At 70.7% G+C, this 24104-nt stretch carries 22 protein-coding genes; 11 read left to right on the top strand and 11 right to left on the bottom strand.

Annotation, left to right across the window (positions count from 1 at the left end; translation table 11 throughout):
• Positions 1-40 precede the first annotated feature (40 nt).
• Together IQ210_RS19620 and IQ210_RS19615 are read right to left on the bottom strand one after the other, a co-directional pair.
• Positions 41-802 (bottom strand): MBL fold metallo-hydrolase, encoded by a 762-nt coding sequence (locus tag IQ210_RS19620; protein WP_194080333.1) that lies wholly within the window; start codon positions 800-802, stop codon positions 41-43.
• Positions 803-1087: 285 nt separating this feature from the next.
• Entirely contained in the window at positions 1088-1678 is a 591-nt protein-coding gene (locus tag IQ210_RS19615; protein ID WP_194080332.1) for a TIGR03086 family metal-binding protein, read from the bottom strand.
• Between the two features lie 127 nt (positions 1679-1805).
• Between IQ210_RS19615 and IQ210_RS19610 the strand changes: the two genes are divergently transcribed.
• The gene (locus IQ210_RS19610) at positions 1806-3056 is read left to right on the top strand and encodes an MFS transporter (RefSeq protein ID WP_194080331.1); all 1251 of its coding nucleotides are present in this window, start codon (positions 1806-1808) and stop codon (positions 3054-3056) included.
• Here IQ210_RS19610 and IQ210_RS19605 read toward each other — a convergent pair.
• Both IQ210_RS19605 and IQ210_RS19600 read right to left on the bottom strand, forming a co-directional pair.
• Entirely contained in the window at positions 2993-4156 is a 1164-nt protein-coding gene (locus IQ210_RS19605) for a hypothetical protein (RefSeq protein ID WP_194080330.1), read from the bottom strand. The genes IQ210_RS19610 and IQ210_RS19605 overlap by 64 nt on opposite strands.
• Complete coding sequence (locus IQ210_RS19600; RefSeq protein WP_194080329.1) at positions 4153-5097, bottom strand: 5-dehydro-4-deoxyglucarate dehydratase; 945 nt, start codon at positions 5095-5097, stop codon at positions 4153-4155. Before IQ210_RS19600 ends, IQ210_RS19605 begins: the two co-directional genes overlap by 4 nt.
• Positions 5098-5271: 174 nt before the next feature.
• Here IQ210_RS19600 and IQ210_RS19595 point away from each other — a divergent pair, with 174 nt between their 5' ends.
• From IQ210_RS19595 to IQ210_RS19560, 8 genes are all read left to right on the top strand, one after another.
• On the top strand, positions 5272-6081 hold the full coding sequence (locus IQ210_RS19595) for an NAD-dependent epimerase/dehydratase family protein (protein WP_194080328.1): 810 nt from the start codon (positions 5272-5274) through the stop codon (positions 6079-6081).
• Between the two features lie 308 nt (positions 6082-6389).
• On the top strand, positions 6390-7157 hold the full coding sequence (locus IQ210_RS19590; protein ID WP_194080327.1) for a DeoR/GlpR family DNA-binding transcription regulator: 768 nt from the start codon (positions 6390-6392) through the stop codon (positions 7155-7157).
• Between the two features lie 77 nt (positions 7158-7234).
• A complete protein-coding gene (locus IQ210_RS19585) occupies positions 7235-8605 on the top strand; it encodes an ABC transporter substrate-binding protein (RefSeq protein WP_194080326.1) in 1371 nt (456 codons plus the stop codon).
• A complete protein-coding gene (locus IQ210_RS19580) occupies positions 8602-9540 on the top strand; it encodes a carbohydrate ABC transporter permease (protein WP_194080325.1) in 939 nt (312 codons plus the stop codon). Before IQ210_RS19585 ends, IQ210_RS19580 begins: the two co-directional genes overlap by 4 nt.
• Entirely contained in the window at positions 9537-10373 is an 837-nt protein-coding gene (locus IQ210_RS19575; RefSeq protein WP_194080324.1) for a carbohydrate ABC transporter permease, read from the top strand. Before IQ210_RS19580 ends, IQ210_RS19575 begins: the two co-directional genes overlap by 4 nt.
• Entirely contained in the window at positions 10370-11359 is a 990-nt protein-coding gene (locus IQ210_RS19570; protein ID WP_194080323.1) for a zinc-dependent alcohol dehydrogenase family protein, read from the top strand. Before IQ210_RS19575 ends, IQ210_RS19570 begins: the two co-directional genes overlap by 4 nt.
• A gap of 72 nt (positions 11360-11431) precedes the next feature.
• Positions 11432-11656, top strand: coding sequence for a hypothetical protein (locus IQ210_RS19565; RefSeq protein WP_194080322.1), 225 nt, complete (start codon positions 11432-11434; stop codon positions 11654-11656).
• An 87-nt stretch (positions 11657-11743) separates the two neighbouring features.
• Positions 11744-12946 (top strand): TerD family protein, encoded by a 1203-nt coding sequence (locus IQ210_RS19560; protein WP_194080469.1) that lies wholly within the window; start codon positions 11744-11746, stop codon positions 12944-12946.
• A 75-nt stretch (positions 12947-13021) separates the two neighbouring features.
• Here the strand turns inward: IQ210_RS19560 and IQ210_RS19555 are convergent, their stop codons facing one another.
• Entirely contained in the window at positions 13022-13912 is an 891-nt protein-coding gene (locus IQ210_RS19555) for a LysR family transcriptional regulator (RefSeq protein WP_228047989.1), read from the bottom strand.
• A 72-nt stretch (positions 13913-13984) separates the two neighbouring features.
• Between IQ210_RS19555 and IQ210_RS19550 the strand changes: the two genes are divergently transcribed.
• Positions 13985-14413 (top strand): YybH family protein, encoded by a 429-nt coding sequence (locus IQ210_RS19550; RefSeq protein WP_194080321.1) that lies wholly within the window; start codon positions 13985-13987, stop codon positions 14411-14413.
• Positions 14414-14426: 13 nt separating this feature from the next.
• Here IQ210_RS19550 and IQ210_RS19545 read toward each other — a convergent pair whose 3' ends face one another.
• The 5 genes from IQ210_RS19545 to IQ210_RS19525 form a co-directional block, all read right to left on the bottom strand.
• Positions 14427-15443 (bottom strand): 1-aminocyclopropane-1-carboxylate deaminase, encoded by a 1017-nt coding sequence (locus IQ210_RS19545; protein WP_194080320.1) that lies wholly within the window; start codon positions 15441-15443, stop codon positions 14427-14429.
• A 27-nt stretch (positions 15444-15470) separates the two neighbouring features.
• Entirely contained in the window at positions 15471-16100 is a 630-nt protein-coding gene (locus IQ210_RS19540) for a GntR family transcriptional regulator (RefSeq protein ID WP_194080467.1), read from the bottom strand.
• 102 nt (positions 16101-16202) lie between these two features.
• Complete coding sequence (locus tag IQ210_RS19535; protein ID WP_194080319.1) at positions 16203-17783, bottom strand: TROVE domain-containing protein; 1581 nt, start codon at positions 17781-17783, stop codon at positions 16203-16205.
• Between the two features lie 350 nt (positions 17784-18133).
• Positions 18134-19573, bottom strand: a complete 1440-nt coding sequence (locus IQ210_RS19530) for an alkaline phosphatase PhoX (protein ID WP_194080318.1) — start codon at positions 19571-19573, stop codon at positions 18134-18136.
• 175 nt (positions 19574-19748) lie between these two features.
• Complete coding sequence (locus tag IQ210_RS19525; RefSeq protein ID WP_194080317.1) at positions 19749-21185, bottom strand: hypothetical protein; 1437 nt, start codon at positions 21183-21185, stop codon at positions 19749-19751.
• Positions 21186-21500: 315 nt separating this feature from the next.
• On the opposite strand from IQ210_RS19525, the gene IQ210_RS19520 reads away from it, so the two are divergent.
• Complete coding sequence (locus IQ210_RS19520; RefSeq protein ID WP_194080316.1) at positions 21501-23330, top strand: endonuclease/exonuclease/phosphatase family protein; 1830 nt, start codon at positions 21501-21503, stop codon at positions 23328-23330.
• 57 nt (positions 23331-23387) lie between these two features.
• On the opposite strand, the gene IQ210_RS19515 is transcribed toward IQ210_RS19520, so the two are convergent.
• Entirely contained in the window at positions 23388-24089 is a 702-nt protein-coding gene (locus IQ210_RS19515) for an antibiotic biosynthesis monooxygenase (protein ID WP_194080315.1), read from the bottom strand.
• Between the last annotated feature and the right edge of the window lie 15 nt (positions 24090-24104).

Here is a 24104-nt window from a genome sequence, read left to right as displayed (position 1 = left end):
TTTCGTCAATGCTTCTGACAAAGGAAGTTGAGGTTGCCGATCAGACGGTGTGGGTCTCGCCGACACGGGCGGCGACCGTAGGCCCGCCGAAAGCCGAGGCCGCACGGGCAGTCGCGTCCTCAACACTCAAGCTGGGACCGACGTGGGTGATCACCAACTTCCCCACGCCACCGGCCATTCGGGCACCGGCACCGGCTTCCTCGGGCGTCAGATGCACCGGATCGACTTCACCCTTGCAATGTGCGTCCACATCGGCCTCACAGAGGAACAGGTCGGCACCGCCGGCGAGATGCAGGAGCGAATCGCACGGGCCGGTGTCCCCGGAGTAGGCAAGCACCCGGCCACCAGCCGCCGCGCGCAGACCGTAGGCCTCGACCTCGTGCTCGACCGCGGAGGCGGTCAGGGTCAGGTCTCGGTGCTGGACGGTGTACCCGTGGCGCAGCGCACGGAAGTCGAAGACCCCGTTCAGGAACCCCGTGTCGGGCCGTCCGAAGAACCCGGCGAGGCGCGAGGCGCAGTCGCGCGGCGCGTACACCGGGATCGGCGCGGACAGGGTGAGCCCGCCGTACGCGAACCCGTAGAAGGCGGCCGTCAGATCGGCGTAGTGATCGGCATGCAGATGCGAGATCCAGATGGCATCGAGCCGCGTCGGATCAGTGTGCCGCCGCAACTCCGCGAAGCTCCCGAACCCGGCATCGACCCACACCTCGGCCCCGCCACCCCGCACCAGATAGCCGGAGCAGGGATTGTCGGGGCCGGGGTGGGGCGAGGCGGTACCGAGAACGGTGACACGGAGAGACATGCGGGGAGGGTAGGCGGAGGCACGGTTGGGCGCCCCTCATTTAGCGCCCAAGGGACTGCCACGAAGACAAGTCGGGCGACTGCGGCAGCGTCGTGGCTGGTCGCGCAGTTCCCCGCGCCCCTGGGGGGCGTCACCCGCAGCCGCGTTCGAACGTGAGGGGACGTGTCGGGGGGTGTCCGCCCGCAGCGGTTGGCGCGTCAACACGGCCGCCCTTTATAGGTGACCGATTCCGCGCCGTTCCGAGGACGGACACCCCCCGGCGCGGCCCCGACCCCCCACGAACCCTCAGCGCCCTGCCCACCCCGGCGCCCGCCCACTCAACCCCACCGTCCGCTCCAGCAGCGACGCATCATCCGCAACCGGCACCACCGGCCCGAAAATGCCACCACCTCGACTCGGGTCTTCGGCAGCAGCCAACAGGAAGTCGTACGTCGCCCGAAGCGCGGCCGGATCAGGCTCGTACCGCTGACCGGTCGCGACCGCCAGATCCCAACCATGGATCACCAGCTCGTCGACCGCGACAGCACCGCCGACCTCACCCGGCAGATCGACACCCCCGGCCCGGGTCATGCCGGTCCAGGCGCCCGGGTCACGCCACGCATCCGCAAGCTCGGCCAGCACCTTCGGCAGCTCCTCACGCCAGCCGGGCCCGATGTCCGGCACCGCAGCCGTCGGCGGGGTGTCCGTCGTGGCGCCGAGATCCTTCCGGGCAGCGTCACGGAAGGCCACGGACAGATGAAGCAGGTGGCCCAGCACATTCCGTACCGCGTACTCCGGACACGGCGTCCCGTCCGCCAGCTGCTCGTCGGTCACCGCCTCCGCGAGACGTGCCACGACACGGGTCTGCGGTCCGAGATCCAGGGGTGCGTCAGTCATTCGCTTCTCCTCAGAGCGTCGTCTGAAGGATGGACCGCCCCCACCGCCAAAACTCATCGCCGCCCACCGATTTCTAGGGCACCTTCCCCATCCCACCACCCCCTCCTTAGCTCCACGATCAACAGACATGACACCCCCGAAGCCCCCGAAGCCCCCAAACCCCCGCCCCCTCCTCCACGACCACAACGCCCGCCTCTACCTCACCGTGGTCATCGTCTCCGGCTTCGGCACCTCCGCCCTCTGGCTGGCCTCCGGCGTCTGGGTCAAGGACCTCACCGGCTCGAACAGCCTCGCCGCACTCTGCATGCTCGCGATGTGGACCCCCACCCTGGCCGGCCCCGCCCTCGGCACCCTCGCCGACCGCAGCCGCCGCAAACCGCTCCTCATCGCAGCGAACCTGCTCCTCGCCACCCTCCTGCTCACCCTCACCACCGTGGACGCCCCCGCCGACCTGTGGCTCCTCTTCACGGTGCTCTTCGTATACGGCGCGACCGGCATCGTCCACGACGCCGCAGAGTCCGCCCTCGTCGCGACAGCCGTGGACCACACCCTCCTCGGCGACTTCAACGGCCTGCGCATGTCGGCCACGGAGGGCATGAAACTCCTCGCCCCACTCGCAGGCGCGGGCCTGTACGCGACGTACGGCGGCCCGGCCGTCGCAGCCCTGGACGCCGCCACGTTCCTGATCGCTGTCGGCCTGTACACCCGCCTCCGCGTCCACGAGCCCCGCCCCGACCGACGCCCCACCCTCACCTGGCGCGCACAGACCACCGAGGGCGCCCGCCACCTGTGGCGACACCCCCGGCTCCGCCCCCTCGTCCTGGCCGGCGGCACCACCATGCTCTTCGCCGGCCTCAACGGCGCGCTGATCTACGCGGTCGTGGACGCCCTCGGCCACGCCCCCGCGTACACCGGTGTCCTGTACGCCGTCCAGGGTGCCGGTTCCCTGACGGCCGGCCTGCTCTCCGGCCCCGCGCTGCGGCGCTTCGGCGAGCGCCGGTTCGCGGCGTACGGCATCGCGCTGACGGCAGTCGCGGCGGGCCTGCGCGCGATACCGGCCGACCCGCTGGCGCTGGCGTGCAGCGCGGCGATCGGCCTGGGCCTGCCGTGTGTGCTGGTGACCGTACTGACAGCCGTACAACGGGACACCCCACCCACCCTGCTCGGCCGCACCATCGCCACGGCCAACACCTTGGTGTTCGCCCCGAACGTCCTCGGCCTGGCCGCAGGCGCCGCACTGATCGAACCGCTCGGCCTACGCCCCCTGTTGCCGATCCTGGGCGCAGCGTGGCTGGCCACCGCCCTCCCCCTGCTTCACAACCCGGCGAGCGCCGACCGCACCGCCTCCAGGTCCGCGTCCGACGCCAACCCGGCGTGATACAGCCGCAGTTCCGTGGCCCCGAGCGCACGCGCGCGTGCCGCGTCCGAGGCGAGGGTGCCGGGGCTGCCGCCCATGCCGGAGACGACGGTGAAGTTGGCGGCGACGACGGAACCCTCGGCCCCGACCTCCGCGAACGGGGTCAGAAGGCCCGGCCCGCCGGCACAGGGCACGACCACCCCGTCCGCGACGGACAGGATGTGCGCCGGGTCCACGCCGGGGTTGGCGCCGACGTGGTACGAGACCGGGTCGGCGTGCAGCAGAACCTGGAAGCCCTCCGGAGCGGCACCGCGCACCGCAGTCACCGCCGCCTCCTGGAGCGTACGGGCGGTGTCGTCACGCCACGCGCGCGTGGCGCCCGCCATCGAAGCACCCAGCAGCTTCTCGACCCCGTCCCAGCCCCCGTCGGACGGCGCCCCCCGCCACACCGGCTCCAGGGCGGCGCGGACGACGGCCGCCAGCTCGTCGGCGTCGACGCCCTGCGCGCCGTAGCCCTCCCGGCAGGTGGGGCAGAAGCAGAGGGCCATCAGGTACAGGCCCGCGTCGCCGAGGCCGATGCCGCCGGTCTTGTCGTGGGCGTGCAGATGCTGGAGGCCGTACCAGCCGAGGGACTCCAGTTCGGTGCCGTGCGCGCCCGGCCGTACCGCCGCCTCGGCGGCCAGGTCGACGAGGTACGCGCGCGTGGCGGGCTGGGCGATGCACGGGGCCCATGGGTAGCGGTCGCCGTAGGCGTTGACGACGGAGGTGTCCGGATGCTCGGCGCCCAGCCGGGAGTTGTGCGCGAGGACCACCCAGGTGTGCACCTCGAGACCGGCGTCGGTGAGCGCGGCGGCCGCCTCGCCGAAGGCGTCGCCGGGCGCCCAGTCACCGGCCGTGTAGGGACGCAACTCCCGGCCCTGCCAACGGTCGTCGGTGGGGTAGAGCACGGCCGCGTGCTCGGCGGTGACGATGCGGTGGCGCGGGTGGCGGGGCGTCAGCGCGCGCGTGGAGTGGTAGGCGGAGGCGAGCGTCACCTGCTGGACGCCGGTGGCCGCGATGGTTCCGGCGGCCTGCGGATCTCCGTTGACGTCCCAGGGGTAGACGAATGTCGACGCCTTCACTTGCTCTCCTCCTCCAGCAGCGCGTAGCCGCGTTCGATGATCTGCGCGAGCCGCTTCACATGGTCCTCGGTCGGCTCGTGCAGCGGCGGCCTGACCTCCCCCACGTCGAGCCCGCGCAGTCGGACACCCGCCTTGACCAACGCGACGGCGTAACCGCGACCCTGGGCGCGCAGTTCGACGAAGGGACGGTAGAAGCCGTCGAGAAGGCGGTCCACCATCGCCCGGTCGCCCGTCTCCAGCGCCCCGTGGAAGGCGAGGGCGATCTCGGGGGCGAAGCAGAAGACGGCGGACGAGTAGAGCGGCACCCCGACGGCACGATAGGCGAGCTGGGTCTGTTCGGCGGTCGGCAGTCCGTTGAAGTAGAGGAAGTCGCCCGGGACCTCACTCCGTACGGCGCTGACGATCCGCTGCATCAGGTCGAGGTCGCCGAGCCCGTCCTTGAGCCCGACGATCCCTTGCGTACGGGCCAGTTCGACGACGGTCTCCGGGGTGAACACGGCGTTGTCGCGCTGGTAGACGATGACGGGCAGCGCGGTGGCGGCGGCGAGCTCGCGGTAGTGCCGCAGCAGCCCCTCCTGTCCGGCGATGACCAGGTACGGCGGCAGGGCGAGCAGCCCGTCCGCGCCGGCCGCCTCGGCGAGCCGCGCGTACCGCACGGCGAGTGCGGTGCCGTACCCGGCGCCCGCGACGACCGGCACCCGTCCCTCGGTGGCCTCGACCGCGGCCCGTACGCACGCCTCGAACTCCTCGGGCGTGAGCGCGTGGAACTCCCCGGTGCCGCAGCAGGCGAACACGGCGGCGGCCCCCGCCTCGACGCCCCGGCGGACATGCGCGCGGTAGGTGTCGAGGTCGACGGCGCCGTCGGGACCGTAGGCGGTGACGGGGAAGAACAGCGGCCCGCTGGGGATGCCGAGGCGAGCGGCGAGGTCGGCAGGCGTCACGGGCACTCCCTAGAACGAGAAACGGCGGCGTCGGAGCAAGAAAAACCAGCGTGCGGGATTCTGATCGAAGTTTACATTTATGAACATGACCCGCACCACCCTTGACGAGACGAGCCGATGATCCTTAGCTTGTCCACGAATGTGAATACGGGTCCACTCCAAGGAGAACCGAGCATGCCAGCGCCCCGCACCGTTCTGCTCACAGGCGCCGCCGGCGGCCTCGGCACCCTGATGCGAGAGCTGCTGCCCGCGTACGGCTACGAACTGCGCCTGCTCGACCTGCTGCCGATCGAGGGCGAACCGGACGCGATCGTCGCGGACCTCGCCGACAAGGACGCGGTCCGCGAAGCCGTCCGGGGCGTCGACGCGATCATCCACCTCGCGGGCATCTCCCTGGAAGCGTCCTTCGACAAGATCCTCAAGGCGAACATCGAGGGCACGTACAACCTGTACGAGGCCGCCCGCGAGGAGGGCGTCCCGCGGATCGTCTTCGCCTCCTCCAACCACGCGGTGGGCTTCACCCCGCGCCCCGAGGGCGACGCCCCGCTCATCCCGATCGACACCCCGCACCGCCCGGACACCTTCTACGGCCTGTCCAAGTCCTTCGGCGAGGACCTCGCCCAGCTGTACTGGGACAAGTACGGCCTGGAGACGGTCTCGGTCCGCATCGGCTCCTGCTTCGCCGAGCCCACCAGCGTCCGCATGCTCTCGGTCTGGATGAGCCCCGCCGACGGCGCCCGCCTCCTGCACGCGGCCCTGACCGCCGAGGACGTCAAGCACACGGTCGTCTACGGCTCCTCCGCCAACACCCGCCTGTGGTGGGACCTGACCACGGCCCGCGCCCTCGGCTACGACCCCCAGGACGACTCCGAGCCGTACGCCGAGAAACTGATCGCCGAACAGGGCGACCTGGACCCCGACAACATCGCCCACGCCTACCTGGGCGGCCACTTCGTGAGCGACCCGCCGATCTGGCCGTACTAGTCTGTCTCGATCACACTACGGACGGGCACCGAACGGGCCCGTCCGCAGGCGTATCCGGGCAACAGAGGTGATGCCTGGACGGGGCGCGTCAGCGCCCGTCCAGGGGCGCGGGGAACTGCGCGACCAGCCAGAACGCACCCGCAGCCGCCACACAACCGCACTCCCCGAGCGCTTCGGCGCAGCCTGCCCGAACGGGCACACCCGGTCACTATCCTTCCTGCAACAGGCCTGGTCACCGCCTCCCACCCGCTGTAGAACTTCCTGCAGACGGCCCGAACGGGCAGTGCACCAGGAAAGCGGGTGACCTCATGACCAGCACCGCGGAAGAACGCCAGCGGGAAATCGTCCAGGCCGCCCGCAGGACCGGCGCCGTGGACGTCAACACCCTCGCCACCCAGCTCGGCGTGGCCAAGGAAACCGTCCGCCGAGACCTCCGCGCCCTGGAGGACCACGGCCTCATCCGCCGCACCCACGGCGGCGCCTACCCCGTGGAGAGCGCCGGCTTCGAAACGACGCTCGCATTCCGCGCCACCAGCCATGTCCCCGAGAAACGCAGGATCGCCACCGCCGCGGCCGAACTGCTCGGCGACGCCGAGACCGTCTTCGTCGACGAGGGCTTCACCCCCCAGCTCATCGCCGAGGCGCTGCCCAGGGACCGCCCGCTGACCGTGGTCACCGCGTCCCTCCCGGTAGCCGGCGCGCTCGCCGAGGCGGAGAACACCTCCGTCCTGCTCCTCGGCGGCCGGGTCCGCCCCGGCACGCTCGCCACCGTGGACCACTGGACGACGAAGATGCTCGCCGGCTTCGTCGTCGACCTCGCCTACATCGGCGCCAACGGCATCTCCCGCGAACACGGCCTCACCACCCCCGACCCGGCCGTCAGCGAGGTCAAGGCGCAGGCCATCCGGGCCGCGCGCCGCACGGTGTTCGCGGGCGTCCACACCAAGTTCGGGGCGGTCAGCTTCTGCCGGTTCGCGGAGATCGGCGTACTGGAGGCGATCGTCACGAGCACGCTGCTGCCGTCGGCGGAGGCCCACCGCTACTCCCTGCTCGGGCCACAAGTCATCCGCGTCTGAAAGCCCAACCCACCCCTCGATGCGGCGCGTCACACCCTGTCGCGCCCTTTATCTCCCCATTTATGCAGGAGCGATCCATGCGAACCCCGAGCCGACGACGGCCACCGCGAGCCCCGCTCGCCCTGGCCGCCGCAGGGACGCTGCTCGCCCCGCTGCTCTCCGGCTGCTGGGCCGGAGCCGGCGGGGCGGGATCGGGCGGCGACTCGATCAACGTCCTCATGGTCAACAACCCCCAGATGACCGAACTCCAGAAGCTTGCCCCGCGCTTCACCGAGGAGACCGGCATCAAGGTCAACTTCACCGTGCTGCCGGAGAACGACGTCCGCGACAAGATCAGCCAGGACTTCGCCAACCAGGCCGGCCAGTACGACGTCGCGACCCTCTCCAACTACGAGATACCGATCTACGCCCGCAACGGCTGGCTGCACGAGATGGACTCCTACGTCGCCAAGGACCCGGCGTACGACGAACAGGACGTCCTCAAGCCGATGCGCGAGTCCCTGACCGGCGACGACGGCAAGCTCTACGGCCAGCCCTTCTACGGCGAGTCGTCCTTCCTGATGTACCGCAAGGACGTGTTCGCCGCGAAGGGCCTGACGATGCCCGCTCACCCCACCTGGACCCAGGTCGCCGACCTGGCCGCGAAGGTGGACGGCGCCGAGTCCGGCATGAAGGGCATCTGCCTGCGCGGACTGCCCGGTTGGGGCGAGGTGATGGCGCCGCTGACGACCGTCGTGAACACCTTCGGCGGCACCTGGTTCGACAAGGACTGGAAGGCCCGGCTCGACTCCCCCGAGTGGGAGAAGGCGGCGAAGTTCTACGTCGACCTGGTCCGAGAGCACGGCGAGTCCGGCGCGGCCCAGTCCGGCTTCGCCGAGTGCCTGAACAACATGACCCAGGGCAAGGTCGCCATGTGGTACGACGCCACGAGCGCGGCGGGTTCCCTGGAGGCGAAGGGCTCCCCGGTCAAGGGCAAGATCGGCTACGCCCCCGCTCCGGTGGAGGAGACCAAGTCGTCCGGCTGGCTCTACACCTGGGCCTGGGGCATCCAGGACGCCTCCCGCAACCCCGACAAGGCCTGGAAGTTCGTCTCCTGGGCCTCCAGCAAGCAGTACGAGGAACTCGTCGGCGACGAGATCGGCTGGTCCAACGTCCCGGCCGGCAAGCGCGCTTCGACGTACACGAACGCCGCGTACCGCCAAGAGGCCGCCGCCTTCCAGGAGATGACCAAGGAGGCCATCGAGGGCGCCCGGCCCACCGACCCGGGGGTGCAGCCGCGCCCCGCGCCCGGCATCCAGTTCGTCGGCATCCCCGAGTTCACCGATCTCGGCACCAAGGTCTCCCAGGAGATCAGCGCGGCGATCGCCGGACGCCAGTCCGTCGAGTCGGCGCTGAGCAAGTCCCAGCGGCTCGCCGAGAAGATCTCCGAGGAGTACGAGGGACGATGACCGCGACGACGACGGCCCCCCTGGCCACCACACCCGTACCGACCACGCGCCAACCGTCGGCCCGCCTGCGCGCCTGGGCCACCCGAGCCCCGCTGCTCCCCGCCCTCATCTTCATGATCGCGGTCACTCAACTCCCGTTCGTGGCCACGCTGGTGATCTCGTTCTTCGACTGGAACGCGCTCTACCCGAAGGCCCGGCACTTCACGGGCGTCGACAACTACCGCGAGGTCCTCACCGACGCGGACCTGCGCCACTCGGTGTGGACGACGGTCCTGCTGACGGTGGCCGTGGTCCTGGCCAGCCTGGTCCTGGGCCTGGTCCTTGCACTGCTCCTCGACCGGAAGTTCCGGGGCCGAGGAGTGGTCCGCACCCTGCTCATCGCCCCCTTCCTGGTGGTCCCGGTGGCGGCGGCACTGCTGTGGAAGCACGTCCTCTACAACCCCGAATACGGCCTGCTGAACGGCCTGTTGCACTACGTCGGCGGCCCGCAACCCGACTGGATCTCCAACACCCCGCTCCTCGCGGTCGAGGCGTCCCTGGTGTGGCAGTGGACCCCGTTCATGATGCTGATCCTGCTGGCGGGCCTGCAGAGCCGTGACCCCCAACAACTGGAGGCGGCAAGGGTGGACGGCGCGAGCGACTGGCAGATCTTCCGCCACCTCACGCTCCCGCACCTGCGCCGCTACCTGGAACTGGGCGCCCTGCTGGGCTCGATCTACATCGTCCAGAACTTCGACGCGGTCTTCACGATCACGTCCGGCGGCCTGGGCACGGCGAACCTCCCCTACACCGTCTACCAGAGCTTCTACCAGGCCCACGAGAACGGCCTCGCCTCGGCCGCGGGCGTCCTGGTCGTCATCGGCTCGATCATCATCGCGACCTTCGCCCTGCGGGTCGTCTCGTCTCTGTTCCGCGAGGAGGTGGGCCGGGCATGAGCACAACCATCCTGAAGCGCAAGGGACTTGGCCTCGGCGTGACCGCCTGGCTGCTGGGGATCCTCTTCTTCCTCCCCATCGCCTGGATGGCCCTGACGTCCTTCCACTCGGAGTCGGACGCCGCGACCAACCCCCCGTCCTTCGGAGCGGCGTTGACGCTGGACGGCTACCGCGAGTTCTTCGGCACGGGCGGCGGCGCGAGCCCATGGCCGGCGCTCATCAACTCGACGGTGGCGTCGGTGAGTTCGACGCTCCTCGTCCTCCTCCTGGCCCTCCCCGCGGCCTACGCCCTCTCCATCAACCGGGTCCGGAAGTGGACGGACGTCCTGTTCTTCTTCCTGTCGACGAAGATGCTCCCGGTGGTGGCGGGCCTGCTCCCGATCTACCTCTTCGCCAAGAACACCGACATGCTCGACAACATCTGGCTGCTGGTCATCCTCTACACGTCGATGAACCTGCCGATCGCGGTGTGGATGATGCAGTCGTTCCTGGCCGAGGTGCCGGTGGCGATCATCGAGGCGGCAAGGGTGGACGGCGCGCGGCTGCCCACGATCCTCGCGCGCGTGGTCGCCCCGATAGCCCTCCCCGGCATAGCGGCGACATCGCTGATCTGCTTCATCTTCAGCTGGAACGAACTGCTGTTCGCGAGGGTGCTCACGGGAGTCGTGGCCGAGACGGCCCCCGTCTTCCTGACCGGCTTCATCACCAGCCAGGGCCTGTTCCTGGCGAAGGTGTGCGCCGCGTCGCTCGTCATCTCCCTGCCGGTGCTCGCCGCGGGGTTCGCCGCCCAGGACAAGCTGGTCCAGGGCCTGTCGTTGGGAGCAGTGAAATGAAGGCCGCCGTCATCGAGTCCGTGGGCAGGGCCGTCGTTGCCGAGGTCCCGGACCCGACGCCGGGCCCGCGGGACGTGGTGGTCGAGGTCGCGGCCTGCGGGCTGTGCGGCACCGACCTCCACATCCTCCAGGGCGAGTTCGCCCCGAAGCTGCCGATCGTGCCGGGCCACGAGTTCGCGGGCGCGGTGGTCGGGGTGGGCACCCAGGTCACGGAACTGTCCGTGGGCGACCGGGTGGCGGTGGACCCGTCCCTCTACTGCCACGAGTGCCGCTACTGCCGTACCGGCCACAACAACCTCTGCGAACGCTGGGCGGCGATAGGCGTGACGACGGCGGGCGGCGCGGCGACCTACGCGGTCGCCCCGGTCGCGAACTGCGTACGCCTCCCCGACCACGTCCGCACCCAGGACGCGGCGCTGGTGGAACCGCTGTCGTGCGCGGTACGGGGCTACGACGTCCTCCAGTCCCGCCTGGGCGCCCATGTCCTGATCTACGGCTCCGGCACGATGGGCCTGATGATGCTGGAGCTGGCCAAGCGCACGGGCGCGGCGAGCGTGGACGTGATCGACGTGAACCCGACCCGCCTGGAGACGGCCCGCCGACTCGGCGTCTCGGCATCGGCGGCGAACGCGGACGAGCTGGACCGCCCCCAGGGCTGGGACCTGGTGATCGACGCCACGGGCAACGCGGCGGCGATCCAGGACGGCCTGGACCGGGTGGCGAAGGCCGGCACGTTCCTCCAGTTCGGCGTGGCCGACTACGCGACGAAGGTCACGATCGACCCGTACCGCATCTACAACCAGGAGATCACCATCACCGGCTCCATGGCGGTGCTGCACAGCTTCGAACGCGCGGCGGAACTCTTCGCGAACGGGGTGCTGAACCCCGACATCTTCATCAGCGACCGCATCCCCCTGGACCGGTACCCGGAGGCGCTGGAGCAGTTCGCGGCGGGGGTGGGCAGGAAGATCGTAGTGGTGCCGTAGAGGTTTCCCGGTAGGGGCGGGTGGGCGAAAACCCTTGGCGCCCACCCCCACCGGGCCCCCTACCATCCGCCCATGCCGAACCCACACGGCTTCCGCTACGAAGCCCACGCCGACGGAACCGTCCACATCACCCACCACCACCGCCCCGCGACCACCCTCCACGGTCCCCGGGCCGCCCAGTTCCTCGCCGAGGTGGAGTCCGCCTCCGACCCCCAGCTCGTCATGGCCCGCTGGACCGGGAACTACAAGCGCGGCAACGAACGCACGGCCCGGAACCACCCCCGCAACCGCCGCTGATCCACCCCCCGCCCCCACCTCTGATCCGAACGGTCGCGGGTAAGGGAACGGTAAAGCGGGCTGGATCGTTCACGAGGCATGACAGCTATGACCCCCGGCTCGAACATCCCTCTCTCCACCGCGCGCGTGACGGTGGACGTCGCCGCCCCGGTGCGGCTCGACGTATCGGGCCTGCTGCTCACCGCCGACGGCAAGGTGCGCTCCGACGACGACTTCATCTTCTACAACCAGCCGAGCGGCCCGGGCGTGACCTACCGCTCGGGCGGCGGCGCGGCCCCGGACGCGATCATCGTGGACACCGCCGCCGTCCCCCCGGGCATCGAGAAGATCGTCGTCACGGCCAGCCCGGACGCCGCCGGCCAGACCTTCCAGGGCATCGAACCGACGGCCACGATCCGCAACGCCGACGACAACTCCGTCCTCGCCACCTTCACGCCCCCGCAGCTCGGCACCGAGACGGCCCTGGTGGTCGTGGAGATCTACCTGCGCAACGGCGCCTGGAAGGCCCGCGCGGTCGGCCAGGGCTACGCCAACGGCCTGGCAGGCATCGCCACCGACTTCGGCGTGACGGTCGAGGAACCGGCCCCGGCCCAGGCCCCGGTGGCACCGCCCCAGCCGGTCGCCCCGCCGCAGCCCACCATCCAGACCCCGGTCACCCCGCCGGCCCCGCCGATGAGCACGCCCCCGCCGCCCGCGCACGCGCCCGGCACCGGGAAGATCAACCTCGACAAGGGCCGCGTCAGCCTCCAGAAGAACCAGACCGTGTCCCTGGTCAAGGGCGGCCGCCCGCTGCTCTCCCAGGTCAAGATGGGCCTCGGCTGGGAGCCGGCGTACCGCGGCAAGGACATCGACCTGGACGCCTCGGTCATCGCCTACGGCCCGCAGCGCAACCACGTCGACAGCTGCTACTTCGGCAAGCTGTCGATCGTCGGCGGCGCGATCAAGCACTCCGGCGACAACCTCACGGGTGAGGGCGGTGGCGACGACGAGGTCATCGTGGTCGACCTCGGCCGCCTCCCGCAGGACGTCACGGGCCTGGTCTTCACGGTGAACTCCTTCTCCGGCCAGAAGTTCACCGAGGTCGCCAAGGCCTACTGCCGCCTCCTGGACGCGGCCACCGGCGAGGAGCTGGTCCGCTTCGACCTCACCAACGCCGAGCCCCAGACCGGCGTGATGATGGCGAAGCTGATCAAGCAGTTCTCCGGTGAGTGGGAGATGACGGCGATGGGCGACTTCGTGAAGTCGCGCACGGTGAGGGGAATGGTGAAGCCGGCCGCCCAGGCCCTGTAAGCCGCCGCCTCACCAGCCACCCCGGAACGGCCGCCCCCGCGCACCGCGCGCAAGGGCGGCCGCGCCGTTTCCGGATCACGCCGTCGAATCCGCACCCCAGTCCCAACCGCTGATCACCGTACGCATCAAGCGCGCGGCAGCCGGCAGATGGTTCTGGGCGCCCCAGTGCAGCGTGACCGTGCGGCGGCAGTCCGGGCTGTCCACGGGAATCCACGCGACCGGCGCCTGGGTGGCGCTGAGGCGGGCGATCGCGGGAGCGAGGCCGATGCCGAGACCCGCGCTGATCAGGTCGGCGATGGCGCTGTGCTCGTCGGTCTCGCAGACGATCCTCGGGGTGAGGCCCCGCGCCGCGAAGAGCCGCTCCAGCAGCCGCCGCAGCCAGTGCCCTTCGCGGGCGGTGACGAAGGGCTGGTCGGCGAGTTCGTCGACGGTGACGGACGTACGCCCGGCCAGCGGATGACCGAGCGGCGTGCCCACACCCACCGGCTCCTCGAACAGCGCCACGGACTCCAGCCCCTCGGCGGGGATCGGCTGCGAGGCGACACACAGGTCGACCTCCTGGGCGCGCAGCCGCCGGGCCATGTCCTCGGGCGGCGACCAGTGCAGCGCGATCTCGACGGCGGGATGCGCGCGCTTGTAGGCGGCCAGCGGGCCCGAGAGGGTCAGGAAGGTCTCCGACGCCAGCCGTACGACACCCACCCCCTCGCCGCCGGCCTCGGCGACGGCACGCCGCCCCGCGTCGAGTTCGCCCAGGGCACGTTCGACGTGGTCGCGGAAGATCCTGCCGCTGTCGTTCAGCCGGAGCCGGCCGCCCCGGTCGAACAGCGGGGTGCCGAGCTCGCTCTCCAGCCGGGCGATGGTCCGGCTCAGCGACGGCTGGGCGAGGCGCAACTCGTCGGCGGCCCGGCTGAGGTGCTCCAGTCGCGCCACCACCAGGAACTGCCTGAGCGAGTTCAGCTCCATCATGCCTCCGGACGCATAACCCCATCGCGATATCGGTCTTGGACAAGATAACCACGCGGTCATAGCGTCGAGTTCATGAGAAGCGAAGAAGCAGAGATCCGCCGGCACATCGAGAAGCTCGTCGAGGGCCTCCGGGCCAAGGACCCCGACGCCCTGAGGCCGCTCTACGCGCCGGACATCGTGTCCTTCGACGTCCAGCCACCGCTCCAGCACGTGGGCGTCGAGGCCAAACTCAGGAACTGGGAGCCCGTGTTCACGGGTTTCGAGACGGTCACGTACGAGCTCCGCGACCTGACGCTCACTGTGGGCGACGACCTCGCGTTCGGGCACGCCTTCGGCCGGCTCGGCGGCACCCTGAAGGACGGGACGGCGATCGGCGGAATGTGGGTCAGGGTCACCTACTGCCTCCGCAAGACCGACGGCGGATGGCTGATCACGCACGACCAGGTCTCCGTACCGTTCGACATCGCGACCGGCAAGGGAGTGACCGACCTCGAACCCTGACCCCGCCCGTCGGCTAGAACAGCGCGCTGTACGCGTTCAGCGCCGGCTGCCCGCCCAGGTGCGCGTACAGCACGGTCGCGTCCGGCCCGATCTCCCCGCGCTCGACGAGGTCGATCATCCCGGCCATCGACTTGCCCTCGTAGACGGGGTCGGTGACCATCCCCTCGGTGCGGGCCGCGAGGCGCATCGCGGCGAGGGTGGTGTCGTCGGGGATGCCGTACACGCCGGCGTGGTAGCGCTCGTCCAGCTCGACGTCGGCCACCGTCAACTCCCGCTTCACACCGATGAGTCGGCCGGTGGCGTGGGCGATCCTGGCGATCTGCTCCCGGGTGGCGGCGGGCTTCGCCGAGGCGTCGATGCCGAGCACGCGCCGCGGCCGTCCGCCCGCCTCCTCCAGCGCGGCGAACCCGGCGACCATGCCCGCCTGGGTGGAGCCGGTCACCGAGCACACCACGACGGTGTCGAAGAAGACCCCCAACTCCCGCTCCTGCTCGGCGACTTCGTAGGCCCATCCGGCGAAGCCGAGGCCGCCGAGCGGATGGTCGGAGGCGCCGGCCGGGATGGCGTACGGCTTGCCGCCCGACTCCTCGACCTCCCTCAGCGCCTGCTCCCAGCTCCCCTTGAACCCGATCCCGAACCCGGCCCGCACCAGCCGTACGTCGGCCCCGGCGAGCCGGCTGATCAGGATGTTGCCGACCTTGTCGTAGACCGCGTCCGGCCAGTCCACCCAACTCTCCTGCACCAGCACGCACTTGAGCCCGGCGCGGGCGGCGACGGCCGCGACCTGCCGGGTGTGGTTGGACTGGACGCCACCGATGGAGACGAGGGTGTCGCAGCCCTGCGCGAGGGCGTCGGCGACGAGGTACTCCAGCTTGCGCGTCTTGTTCCCGCCGTACGCGATCCCGGAGTTGCAGTCCTCCCGCTTGGCCCACAGGGACGCCCCGCCGAGGTGCGCGGTGAGACGCTCCAGGGGGTGGACGGGCGAGGGCCCGAAGAGGAGGGGGTAACGCTCGTACGAGGAAAGGGACATGTGGGCCTCCCTGGATCGGTCGCCTGTTCAGTCGGTGTCGGCGAGCTCGGCCAGCCCGCGCCAGATCTCCGCGGTGACCCGCACGGCCGCGTCCACGTCACCGGCCGCGCACGCCTCGATGAGCCGCTCGTGCAGCCCGGCGGAGCGGCAGTTGCCGCCCTCGCCGAAGCGGCGGCGTTCGAGCCTGCGGATGAGGGGGGTGTAGCGGGCGGCGGTCGCGGCGGCGGCGCGGTTGCCGCTGACGCGGACGAGGACGTCGTGGAGGTCGTCGTCGGCCTGGAGCGCGCCGTCCACGTCACCCGCGCGGACGGCCGCGGCGAACCGCTCGTTGGTCGTCCGCATCGCCTCGATGTCCGCGGCGAACAGCCGGGGCACGGCGATCCGGGTGACCAGTTCGTGCATGGCGCCGACGACCGCGGCGGCGTCCCGTACGTCGGCGGCCACGACCGGCGTCACCCGGGTGTAGCTCTGCGGCTTGCTCTCCAGCAGCCCTTCGTCGACCAGCCGGGAGAACGCCTCCCGTACCGGCGCCCGTGACAGCCCGAGCCGCTCGGCGAGCTCGGCGTCCCGCACCACCGCGCCGGGCTCCAGCTCCCCGGCCACGATGGCGTCCCTGATGGCCGCGTAGGCGCGGTCCCTGAGCAACGTACGCGGTATGGCCTCCACAACTGAAATGTTAGATGTCAGTCCTGGATGCCGACAAGGGTGTGGCCCGCACCCTCGTGAAGTGCGGGCCACCCCCTGCGTGCGCGCTCGGCCTCAGGCCGCCCACGGCCAGTCGGCGTCGCGAGCGCTCTCCAGCAACGGCACCATCCGGAACGCCGCGTCCGAGAGCCCCCCGAAGGTGTGCCGGTTCGCCTTGCCCGACGGGCCGTGGCCCGCCCGGTAGCCGGCGAGGTTCCAGGTGTAGACCGGCACGTCGGCGGGGACCTGCTCGGTCGGGTCGCCGTAGTGGCTGTACGCGTACTGCTCGTCGGTGACGACCAGCACCCGGTCGTGCTTGCGGTAGTGCCGGCGGACCGCGCCCGTGGTGTCGGTGCCGCCCAGGTTGCCGAAGCGCTCCAGGATCTTCAGCACCGACTCGCCCTTGCGGAACCGCACTTCGGCGCTGGTGGTGCCGAACTGCACCAGGTCCGCGTTCTCGGCGCGCAGCGCGAGCGCCGTGCCGAAGATCGCCGCCGCGTCCGCCCGGTTGAGCTGCGAACGGTCGGACAGCGGACGCCACATCGAGCCCGAGCGGTCGACGAGGACGAGCGTCCGGCCGGGCAGCGCGGGCACGTTGGCCAGCGAGTGGCCGAGCGCCTGCTCCAGCGGGTACGCCCAGCGCAGCGACGGCGCGTGCTGGTACGCGGCGAGGTAGCGGAAGGGGAACTGCCGCGACCGCGCGACCTCCGCCGGGTCACTGATCCGGGCCGCGACCTGGGCCGCGACCTCGTCGGAGACGCCGGCCTGGTCGAAGTTGCGGAGATTCCGTACGAGCGCCATCGCGCCCATGGACGGAATGACCGCCTCCCAGGCTGCCTTGTCCATCGGCCCCTGGAGCCACCCGGCCAGCGCCTCCCAGGTCATCCCGGCCGCGGCGAGCCGCTCGGCGCCGCCCGCGGAGGTGACGACCGCCCGCCGCTCCGCGACCGGCAGCGCCATCAGCTCGCGGTGCGCGACCAGCGTCCGGTTCGACGCGGGCGGCACGGCCGTGTCCGGGTTGTGCCGGCGGTCGAGCGCGTACCGGAACAGCTCGCCCTGCCACGGCTTGTCCGGGTCGGGCGACGCGTGCACCAGGTTGAGGATGTCGCCGAAGCGGTAGCCCTTGGCCGCGGTGTCGTACTTCAGCAGGGACTTTCCGCTGTAGAGACGTCGTACGGCGTCGGCGACGCCGCGCTTGACGGGCTTGGGCACGTTGCGGCCGTACGTCGCCGTCCAGTACGCGAGCAGCTCGCCGGGCTCGTCCGGACGCCGGAGCACGGAGTCGACGACCTGCCGGTTGGAGGGGCCGCCGGTGGCGCCCGCGTCGAGGCGCGCCTTCACGTACTCGGCGGCGCCGACGACGGAGGCGGTACGCAGGTTGCCCTCGCCGCGCAGCCAGCCGAGCAGCCCGGCGGTCCACTCCGGGTCGGTGACGGCGAGCTCCCGCACGAGCGTCGCGAACCGGTCGTCGCGGTCGCCGCCGGTCTCGTAGAAGGTCTGCTGGGAAACGAAGTTGGCGACGGCGAGCAGAAAGAGCTCGGAGCGCGCGTCCCGCTCACGGCCTCGGCCGCCCTGGAAGGTACGCAGAATACGGCCCGTGGAGGTGACGCGCGAAGTGGGCTGCGCCCGCGCGGCCTTGGTGTTGAATCGCGCCATGGTGAATTCCCCCGAATTCATGGAAGGTTTCGGAGGGAGGCGCGGCAGAAGGAGGGTGCCCGAGATCAGAAGTCGGCCACGGAACTAAGTCAGATGCTCTATCCATTGAGCTACATCGACCCTGAGTCGATGACGGGATTCGAACCCGCAACCTTCTGATCCGGAGAAGTAGCCGTGGCCTGCGCACCGGGCACCCACCATGAGCTGCGCCTCCCGAGATCAAGTCGGTGGCGGCATCGGATTCTTTGGAAGAAGTAGCCGCAACCTTCGCACCGGGAGGTGCGTTGTCGTGATCTCACTGTAGGAGGCGCAACTCAGGCGGGTCGAACGAATTAATTACCGTGTGGCCTTTACCGCTTCTGGCGCTTCCAGGGGCCGGTGATGGCGAGCATGATGCCCGGCGTCTGGATGTTGGCGAACAGGATCTTTCCGTCGCAGGAGAAGGTGACGCCGGTGAACTCGCTGTACTCGGGCTCCTCTTCGGTGCCGATGTTGAGTTCGTTGCGGGCGATGGGGTAGGTGCGGCCGCTGTCCGTGGCGCCGAAGAGGTGCTGGACGCCCTCGCCGTCCTCGGCGATGACGAGGCCGCCGTACGGGGAGACGGTGATGTTGTCGGGGCCGTCGAAGGCGCCGTCGACGGAGGGGTCGGGGTTGACGCCGAGGAGGACCTTCAGGGTGAGGGTGCGGCGCTTGGGGTCGTAGAACCAGACCTGGCCGTCGTGCTGGACGGGGCTCTCCGCGCGGGCGTAGGAGGAGACGATGTAGGCGCCGCCGTCGCCCCACCACATGCCCTCCAGCTTGCGGGCGCGGGTGACCTGGCCGTCGGTGAACTGCTTGCGGACGGCGACGGTCTTGGCGTCGCGGTCGGGGACGTCGACCCAGTCGACGCCGTAGACGGTGCCGATCTTCGTGGCGCGGGAGAGGTCGTCGACGAACTGGCCGCCGGAGTCGAAGCACTTGAAGGCCTGGAGGGAGCCGGCGTCGTCGGCGAGGGCGCGGAACTTGCCGCGGCCGTACGCGAAGCCCTGCGGCGGGGTCCAGCGGAAGAGCAGGCCGTTGGGCGAGGCGGCGTCCTCGGTGAGGTAGGCGTGGCCGCGCTTGGGGTCGATGACGACGGCCTCGTGGTCGTAACGGCCGAAGAACTTCAGCGGCTTGGGGTCGCGGTTGGCGCGCCGGTCGGAGGGGTCGACCTCGAAGACGTAGCCGTGGTCCTTGGTCATGCCGTTGACGCCGGCCTTGTCGGAGTTCTCCTCGCAGGTGAGCCAGGTGCCCCAAGGGGTGCGCCCGCCCGCGCAGTTGGTGGAGGTGCCGGCGATGCCGACCCACTCGGCGACGTGTCCGTCGGGGCGGACCTCGACGACGGTGCAGCCGCCGGCCGCGGCGGGGTCGTAGACCAGGCCCTCGGTGAGCGGGACGGGGTACTTCCAGTTGGCGCGCGGGCCCTTCAGCTCGTGGTTGTTGACGAGGAGGGTGGTGCCGCGGGGGCCGTCGAAGGTGGCCGTGCCGTCGTGGTTGGACGGGGTGATCTCGCCCGACTCCAGCTTCGTCTTGCCGCTGTAGGTGATGACGCGGTACTTGAACCCGGCGGGCAGCGCGAGGATGCCGTCGGGGTCGGGGATCAGGGGGCCGTAGCCGACTCCGCCGCGAGCGTCCGCCCCGCTCTCGGCGTCGATGTCGGTGGACGCGAGGGCTTGCGGCGCGGTGGCGAGGGCGCCGACGCTGCCGGCCAGCGCGACACCGGCACCGGTGATCGCGGAGTTTCTGGCGAAGTCCCTGCGGGTGAGCGACATGGTGTCTCCTGTGTGGCGGTGGGTGTGCCGTGGGAGGTGGCGGACCTCGGGTCGGCGTCACCGTCCCGCCCACGCCTGAACGGGGGTTGAACACGGGACGACGTCCGCAGGTTCGCTTCCATGAATCCGTTGGCACACCGCGGCCGGACCGACCGCCTCACGGCACCGCCCCGACTCAACCGCCTTGCTGCGAGCGGGCCTTGAAGGCCGCCTTGCGCGCTTCCTTCGCGATCTTCTTGTCCGGGTGCAGCCGCCCCATCGCCTCCAGCACGTCCGCGGTGGCCGGGTGGCCCACCCGCCACGCGGCGGCGAAGAACCCGCTGTGCTGCTGGGCGAGGCCCTCCACGAGCCCCTGCAACTCCTCGGAGTTGCCTTCGGCGGCGAGCTGCGCGGCGACGGTGTCGACGGTCAGCCAGAAGATCATCGCCTCCGACGGCGGCGGTACGTCGGCGGCGCCGCGCTCGGTCAGCCAGACGCGGGCCAGTCCGCCGAGCTCCGGGTCGTCGAGGACCGCCCGCAGCGCGGGTTCGGCCTCCGGGCCGACGAGGGAGAGTGCCTGCTGGCAGCGCAGTCGGCGCAGCGGCGCGCCTCCGTCGCCGCCCCGGCTGGCGGCCAGCAACTCCCGGGCGGCGTCGAGGGGTTCACGCCGGTCGAGCCACTGCTCGGTCTCGGCCTGCGCGGCCCCGGGCGGGAAGTGGGCGGTGCCGTCGAGCAGGGCGTCCGCACCCTTGTCGACGAGGTCCCCGACGGCGGGCGCCGCGAACCCGGCCTCCAGCAAGCGCGCCCGGAGCCCGTACAACCCGAGCGGGGTGAGCCGCACCATGCCGTAGCGGGAGACGTCGGTGTCGTCGACCGGCGCGGCGGGCTCCTCGTCGGCGTCGGCCATGAGCGCCTCGTCGACGGGCTGGTACTCGACGAGCCCGATCGGCTCCAGGACCCGGAACTGGTCGTCGAGGCGCATCATCGCGTCGGAGACCTGCTCGAGGACGTCGTTGGTGGGCTCCCCCATGTCGTTGGGCACGATCATGGACGCGGCGAGCGCGGGGAGCGGCACCGGCCGGTCACCGGGACCGTCCTCGTTGGCGGTCAGCAGATAGAGGTTGCCGAGCACGCCGTCGAGGAACTCGGCCTCGGCCTCCGGGTCCCAGTCGAGGGAGGAGAGATCGATCTCGCCGGCTCCTTCTTCGAGGTTCATGGCCTCCATCAGATCGTCAAGGTCGGGCACGCTCGCGTCGGCGACGACCGTGTCCAGCGCGCCGAGCCACACCCCGAGCACGTCCTGCGGGGAGCCGCCGGTGAGCAGGGCGAGGTCCTCGCCGGCCGCGACGGTGCCCTCCTCCTCGTCGGTGATCTCGACGAGCCCGGTGTCGATCGCGACCCGCCAGGCCTCGCTCGCCCAGGCCGCGGCGTCGTCCCCGGTCAGGCCGAGGTACTCGGCGGCGGCGGGGAGCTGGTCCTCGACCAGTCCGCCGCCGGCGTCGACGCGGGTCTCGGGAGAGGCCCAGCGGGCGAGCCGGGCGGCCCGGGAGAGCAACGGCGTGGACAGCGCGTCCCGCGCCAGCTCCGCTTCGGGGTGCAGCCGCACCGGCGGCAGGGGGGAGCTGTCTGACATCGGCTGCTTCTCCTAGACATCGCGCACATCGCGAACATCGCGTCTTACCACTCAGCCGCTCAGCCTAGACGGATTTGGCCCCATGCCGCCCGGTTCATCTCCCCGTCAGGTCCCGTACATGGCCGAAACCTTGACAACTGACCTGATCACGCAGGAGATTACGCGCGTAGAAACTCACTGCACACCTGTTCACCGCCCTGACATCCGTGCACGCTATTTTCTACGCGCGTCGCCTCCGCCCCACCGGTCGCGGCTCCCACCGTTCCACGCTCCACCCTCGTCCCGGCGCTCAAGAACGTCCCCGGAGGGATCCCGTTGCCGAGCAAGTCTTCCGCGCGCCTCGCCGCGCTCACCGTCGCCGCCGTGTGCTCCGCCGCTTCCACGGTCGTCCTGATCTCCCCCGCGCACGCGGACTCCGTGCGCATCCATGACATCCAGGGCACGACCCGGATATCCCCGTACGCCGGCCAGAAGGTCGCGGACGTGTCCGGCGTCGTCACCGGCATCCGTACGTACGGCTCGTCCAAGGGTTTCTGGATCCAGGACCCGAACGCGGACGACAACCCCGCCACCAGTGAGGGCGTCTTCGTCTTCACCAGCTCCACGCCGAAGGGCGTCGCCGTCGGCGACCTCGTCACGGTGTCCGGCACGGTCTCGGAGTACGTCCCCGGCGGCACCTCCTCCGGCAACCAGTCGATCACCGAGATCACCAAGCCGACCACCACGGTCGTCTCCAGCGGCAACGCCGTCCCGGCCGCCGTGGTCGTCGACGCCAAGTCGGTCCCGGCGGCCTACGCCCCGGCCGGTGACACCGCCGCGAACAACTCCATCAACGGCCTGACCCTGGAGCCGTCGAAGTACGCCCTGGACTACTACGAGTCCCTGGAGGGCGAGAACGTCCAGGTCGCCGACACCCGTGTGGTCGGCGCCAGCGACCCGTACACCGAGCTGTGGGTGACGGTGAAGCCGCACGAGAACGCCAACCGCCGCGGCGGCACGGTCTACGGCTCCTACGACTCCCAGAACACCGGCCGTCTCCAGATCCAGTCGCTCGGCTCGACCGCCGCCTTCCCGAAGGCGAACGTCGGCGACGTCCTGGAGGGCGCCACCACCGGCCCGCTGGACTACAACCAGTACGGCGGCTACACCCTCGTCGCCAACACGATCGGCACGCTGAAGAGCGGCGGCACCGAGCGGGAGACGACGCAGAAGCAGAAGCGCGGCGAGCTCGCGGTCGCGACGTACAACGTCGAGAACCTCGACCCGTCCGACGACACCTTCGCCGCGCACGCCGCCGCGATCGTGAACAACCTCCAGTCGCCCGACATCGTGTCCCTGGAGGAGATCCAGGACAACAACGGCGCGACGAACGACGGTACGGTCGCCGCCGACCAGACGGTGCAGAAGCTGATCGACGCGATCGCGGCCGCGGGCGGCCCGACGTACGACTGGCGCTCCATCGACCCGACGAACGGCACGGACGGCGGTGAGCCGGGCGGCAACATCCGCCAGGTGTTCCTGTTCAACCCGGAGCGGGTCTCCTTCACCGACCGCGCGGGCGGCGACGCCACCACGGCCGTCGGTGTGACGAGGGAGCACGGCAAGGCGGCCCTGACGGTCTCGCCCGGCCGTATCGACCCGACGAACGAGGCCTGGGCGTCCAGCCGCAAGCCGCTGGTCGGCGAGTTCGTCTTCCGCGGCCGGACGGTCTTCGTGATCGCCAACCACTTCAACTCCAAGGGCGGCGACTACGGTCTGACCTCGGCGACCCAGCCGGTGCCGCGCAGCTCCGAGGTCCAGCGCCACCAGCAGGCCACCCTGGTCAACGCGTTCGTCAAGGACGTCCTCGACACCCAGAAGAACGCGGACGTCATCGCGCTCGGCGACATCAACGACTTCGAGTTCTCCGACACCGCCAAGATCCTGGAGACCGACGGCGCCCTGTGGTCGGCGATCAAGTCGCTGCCGAAGAGCGAGCGTTACTCGTACGTCTACCAGGGCAACGCCCAGGTCCTGGACCAGATCCTGGTCTCGCCGTCGATCCGGCGCGGCTGTGACTTCGAGTACGACAGCGTGCACGTCAACTCGGAGTTCAACGACCAGATCAGCGACCACGACCCGCAGGTCCTGCGCTTCAAGCCGTAACGGCACGGCACGTCAACAGGCCCGGTCGAACAGGGAGTTCGGCCGGGCCTGCCTGCGTCAGCGGGGCAGCAGCCCGAGCACGTGCTCGTACCGGCTGACCGTGCTGCTCTTCAGGCCGGGGAAGTTCTGGACCCGCTTCCACAGCTCGGTCGCCGAGCCGACGCCGTCGCCGGGGGCGGCCAGGGCGTCGATGTGGGCCTGGGCGGTCTCCCACTCGGCGTAGTTGAGGACGCGAGTGCCGTCGGTGCTGAGGTGGAAGTGGGCGCCGATGCCGCCGGGGCGCGGGTCCGGCTCACTCTCCAGCGCCTCGAAGACGGCGTCGACCCAGGCCCGCTGCCGCTCCGGGTCGGGGCCCTCGAACTCGACGTCGACGATCACGATGCACCCCGGCACCCGTGTGTCGCCCTCCCGGGTGCCGCTGCGATAGCGGCGGAAGCGATCGAGCCCGACGCGTTCGATGCCCGGTACGGCGGTGTCGACCTCGTCGACGCGCTCCTGCCGGTGGGTCTTCACGAACGCCTCGTACGCCGACTCGCTCGTCCACTGGGAGTGATGGAGCAGGGTGGAGCCGTCGTGCCCGGCGTAGACGTGGTAGCCGAGCAGACCGGCGGCGGGCCAGTCCCGGCGTTCCCAGGTCCGCGCGATCGCCTCCACCGTCAGGCGCTGCCGTTCGGGGGTGCCGACGCGCCAGGTGCTGAAGAAGGGCGCTCCGACGCGCGGGTCGGTCAGGTCGGGGTGGTCGCCGGTACGACGGGTCATGTCGGTCTCCGCTGC

The organism is Streptomyces justiciae, from assembly GCF_015163075.1.
In the GTDB taxonomy this organism is placed as follows: Bacteria; Actinomycetota; Actinomycetes; order Streptomycetales; family Streptomycetaceae; genus Streptomyces; species Streptomyces justiciae.
Note: the sequence above shows the minus strand (reverse complement) of the source record. Positions and strands in the feature narration are given on the sequence as shown.

What these genes read in the sequence shown, in the direction of transcription:
- IQ210_RS19620 (WP_194080333.1), bottom strand. Translation starts at nt 802, where the DNA reads ATGTCTCTCCGTGTCACCGTTCTCGGTACCGCCTCGCCCCACCCCGGC.
- IQ210_RS19615 (WP_194080332.1), bottom strand. Translation starts at nt 1,678, where the DNA reads ATGACTGACGCACCCCTGGATCTCGGACCGCAGACCCGTGTCGTGGCA.
- IQ210_RS19610 (WP_194080331.1), top strand. Translation starts at nt 1,806, where the DNA reads ATGACACCCCCGAAGCCCCCGAAGCCCCCAAACCCCCGCCCCCTCCTC.
- IQ210_RS19595 (WP_194080328.1), top strand. Translation starts at nt 5,272, where the DNA reads ATGCCAGCGCCCCGCACCGTTCTGCTCACAGGCGCCGCCGGCGGCCTC.
- IQ210_RS19590 (WP_194080327.1), top strand. Translation starts at nt 6,390, where the DNA reads ATGACCAGCACCGCGGAAGAACGCCAGCGGGAAATCGTCCAGGCCGCC.
- IQ210_RS19585 (WP_194080326.1), top strand. Translation starts at nt 7,235, where the DNA reads ATGCGAACCCCGAGCCGACGACGGCCACCGCGAGCCCCGCTCGCCCTG.
- IQ210_RS19580 (WP_194080325.1), top strand. Translation starts at nt 8,602, where the DNA reads ATGACCGCGACGACGACGGCCCCCCTGGCCACCACACCCGTACCGACC.
- IQ210_RS19575 (WP_194080324.1), top strand. Translation starts at nt 9,537, where the DNA reads ATGAGCACAACCATCCTGAAGCGCAAGGGACTTGGCCTCGGCGTGACC.
- IQ210_RS19570 (WP_194080323.1), top strand. Translation starts at nt 10,370, where the DNA reads ATGAAGGCCGCCGTCATCGAGTCCGTGGGCAGGGCCGTCGTTGCCGAG.
- IQ210_RS19565 (WP_194080322.1), top strand. Translation starts at nt 11,432, where the DNA reads ATGCCGAACCCACACGGCTTCCGCTACGAAGCCCACGCCGACGGAACC.
- IQ210_RS19560 (WP_194080469.1), top strand. Translation starts at nt 11,744, where the DNA reads ATGACCCCCGGCTCGAACATCCCTCTCTCCACCGCGCGCGTGACGGTG.
- IQ210_RS19555 (WP_228047989.1), bottom strand. Translation starts at nt 13,912, where the DNA reads ATGATGGAGCTGAACTCGCTCAGGCAGTTCCTGGTGGTGGCGCGACTG.
- IQ210_RS19550 (WP_194080321.1), top strand. Translation starts at nt 13,985, where the DNA reads ATGAGAAGCGAAGAAGCAGAGATCCGCCGGCACATCGAGAAGCTCGTC.
- IQ210_RS19545 (WP_194080320.1), bottom strand. Translation starts at nt 15,443, where the DNA reads ATGTCCCTTTCCTCGTACGAGCGTTACCCCCTCCTCTTCGGGCCCTCG.
- IQ210_RS19535 (WP_194080319.1), bottom strand. Translation starts at nt 17,783, where the DNA reads ATGGCGCGATTCAACACCAAGGCCGCGCGGGCGCAGCCCACTTCGCGC.
- IQ210_RS19530 (WP_194080318.1), bottom strand. Translation starts at nt 19,573, where the DNA reads ATGTCGCTCACCCGCAGGGACTTCGCCAGAAACTCCGCGATCACCGGT.
- IQ210_RS19525 (WP_194080317.1), bottom strand. Translation starts at nt 21,185, where the DNA reads ATGTCAGACAGCTCCCCCCTGCCGCCGGTGCGGCTGCACCCCGAAGCG.
- IQ210_RS19515 (WP_194080315.1), bottom strand. Translation starts at nt 24,089, where the DNA reads ATGACCCGTCGTACCGGCGACCACCCCGACCTGACCGACCCGCGCGTC.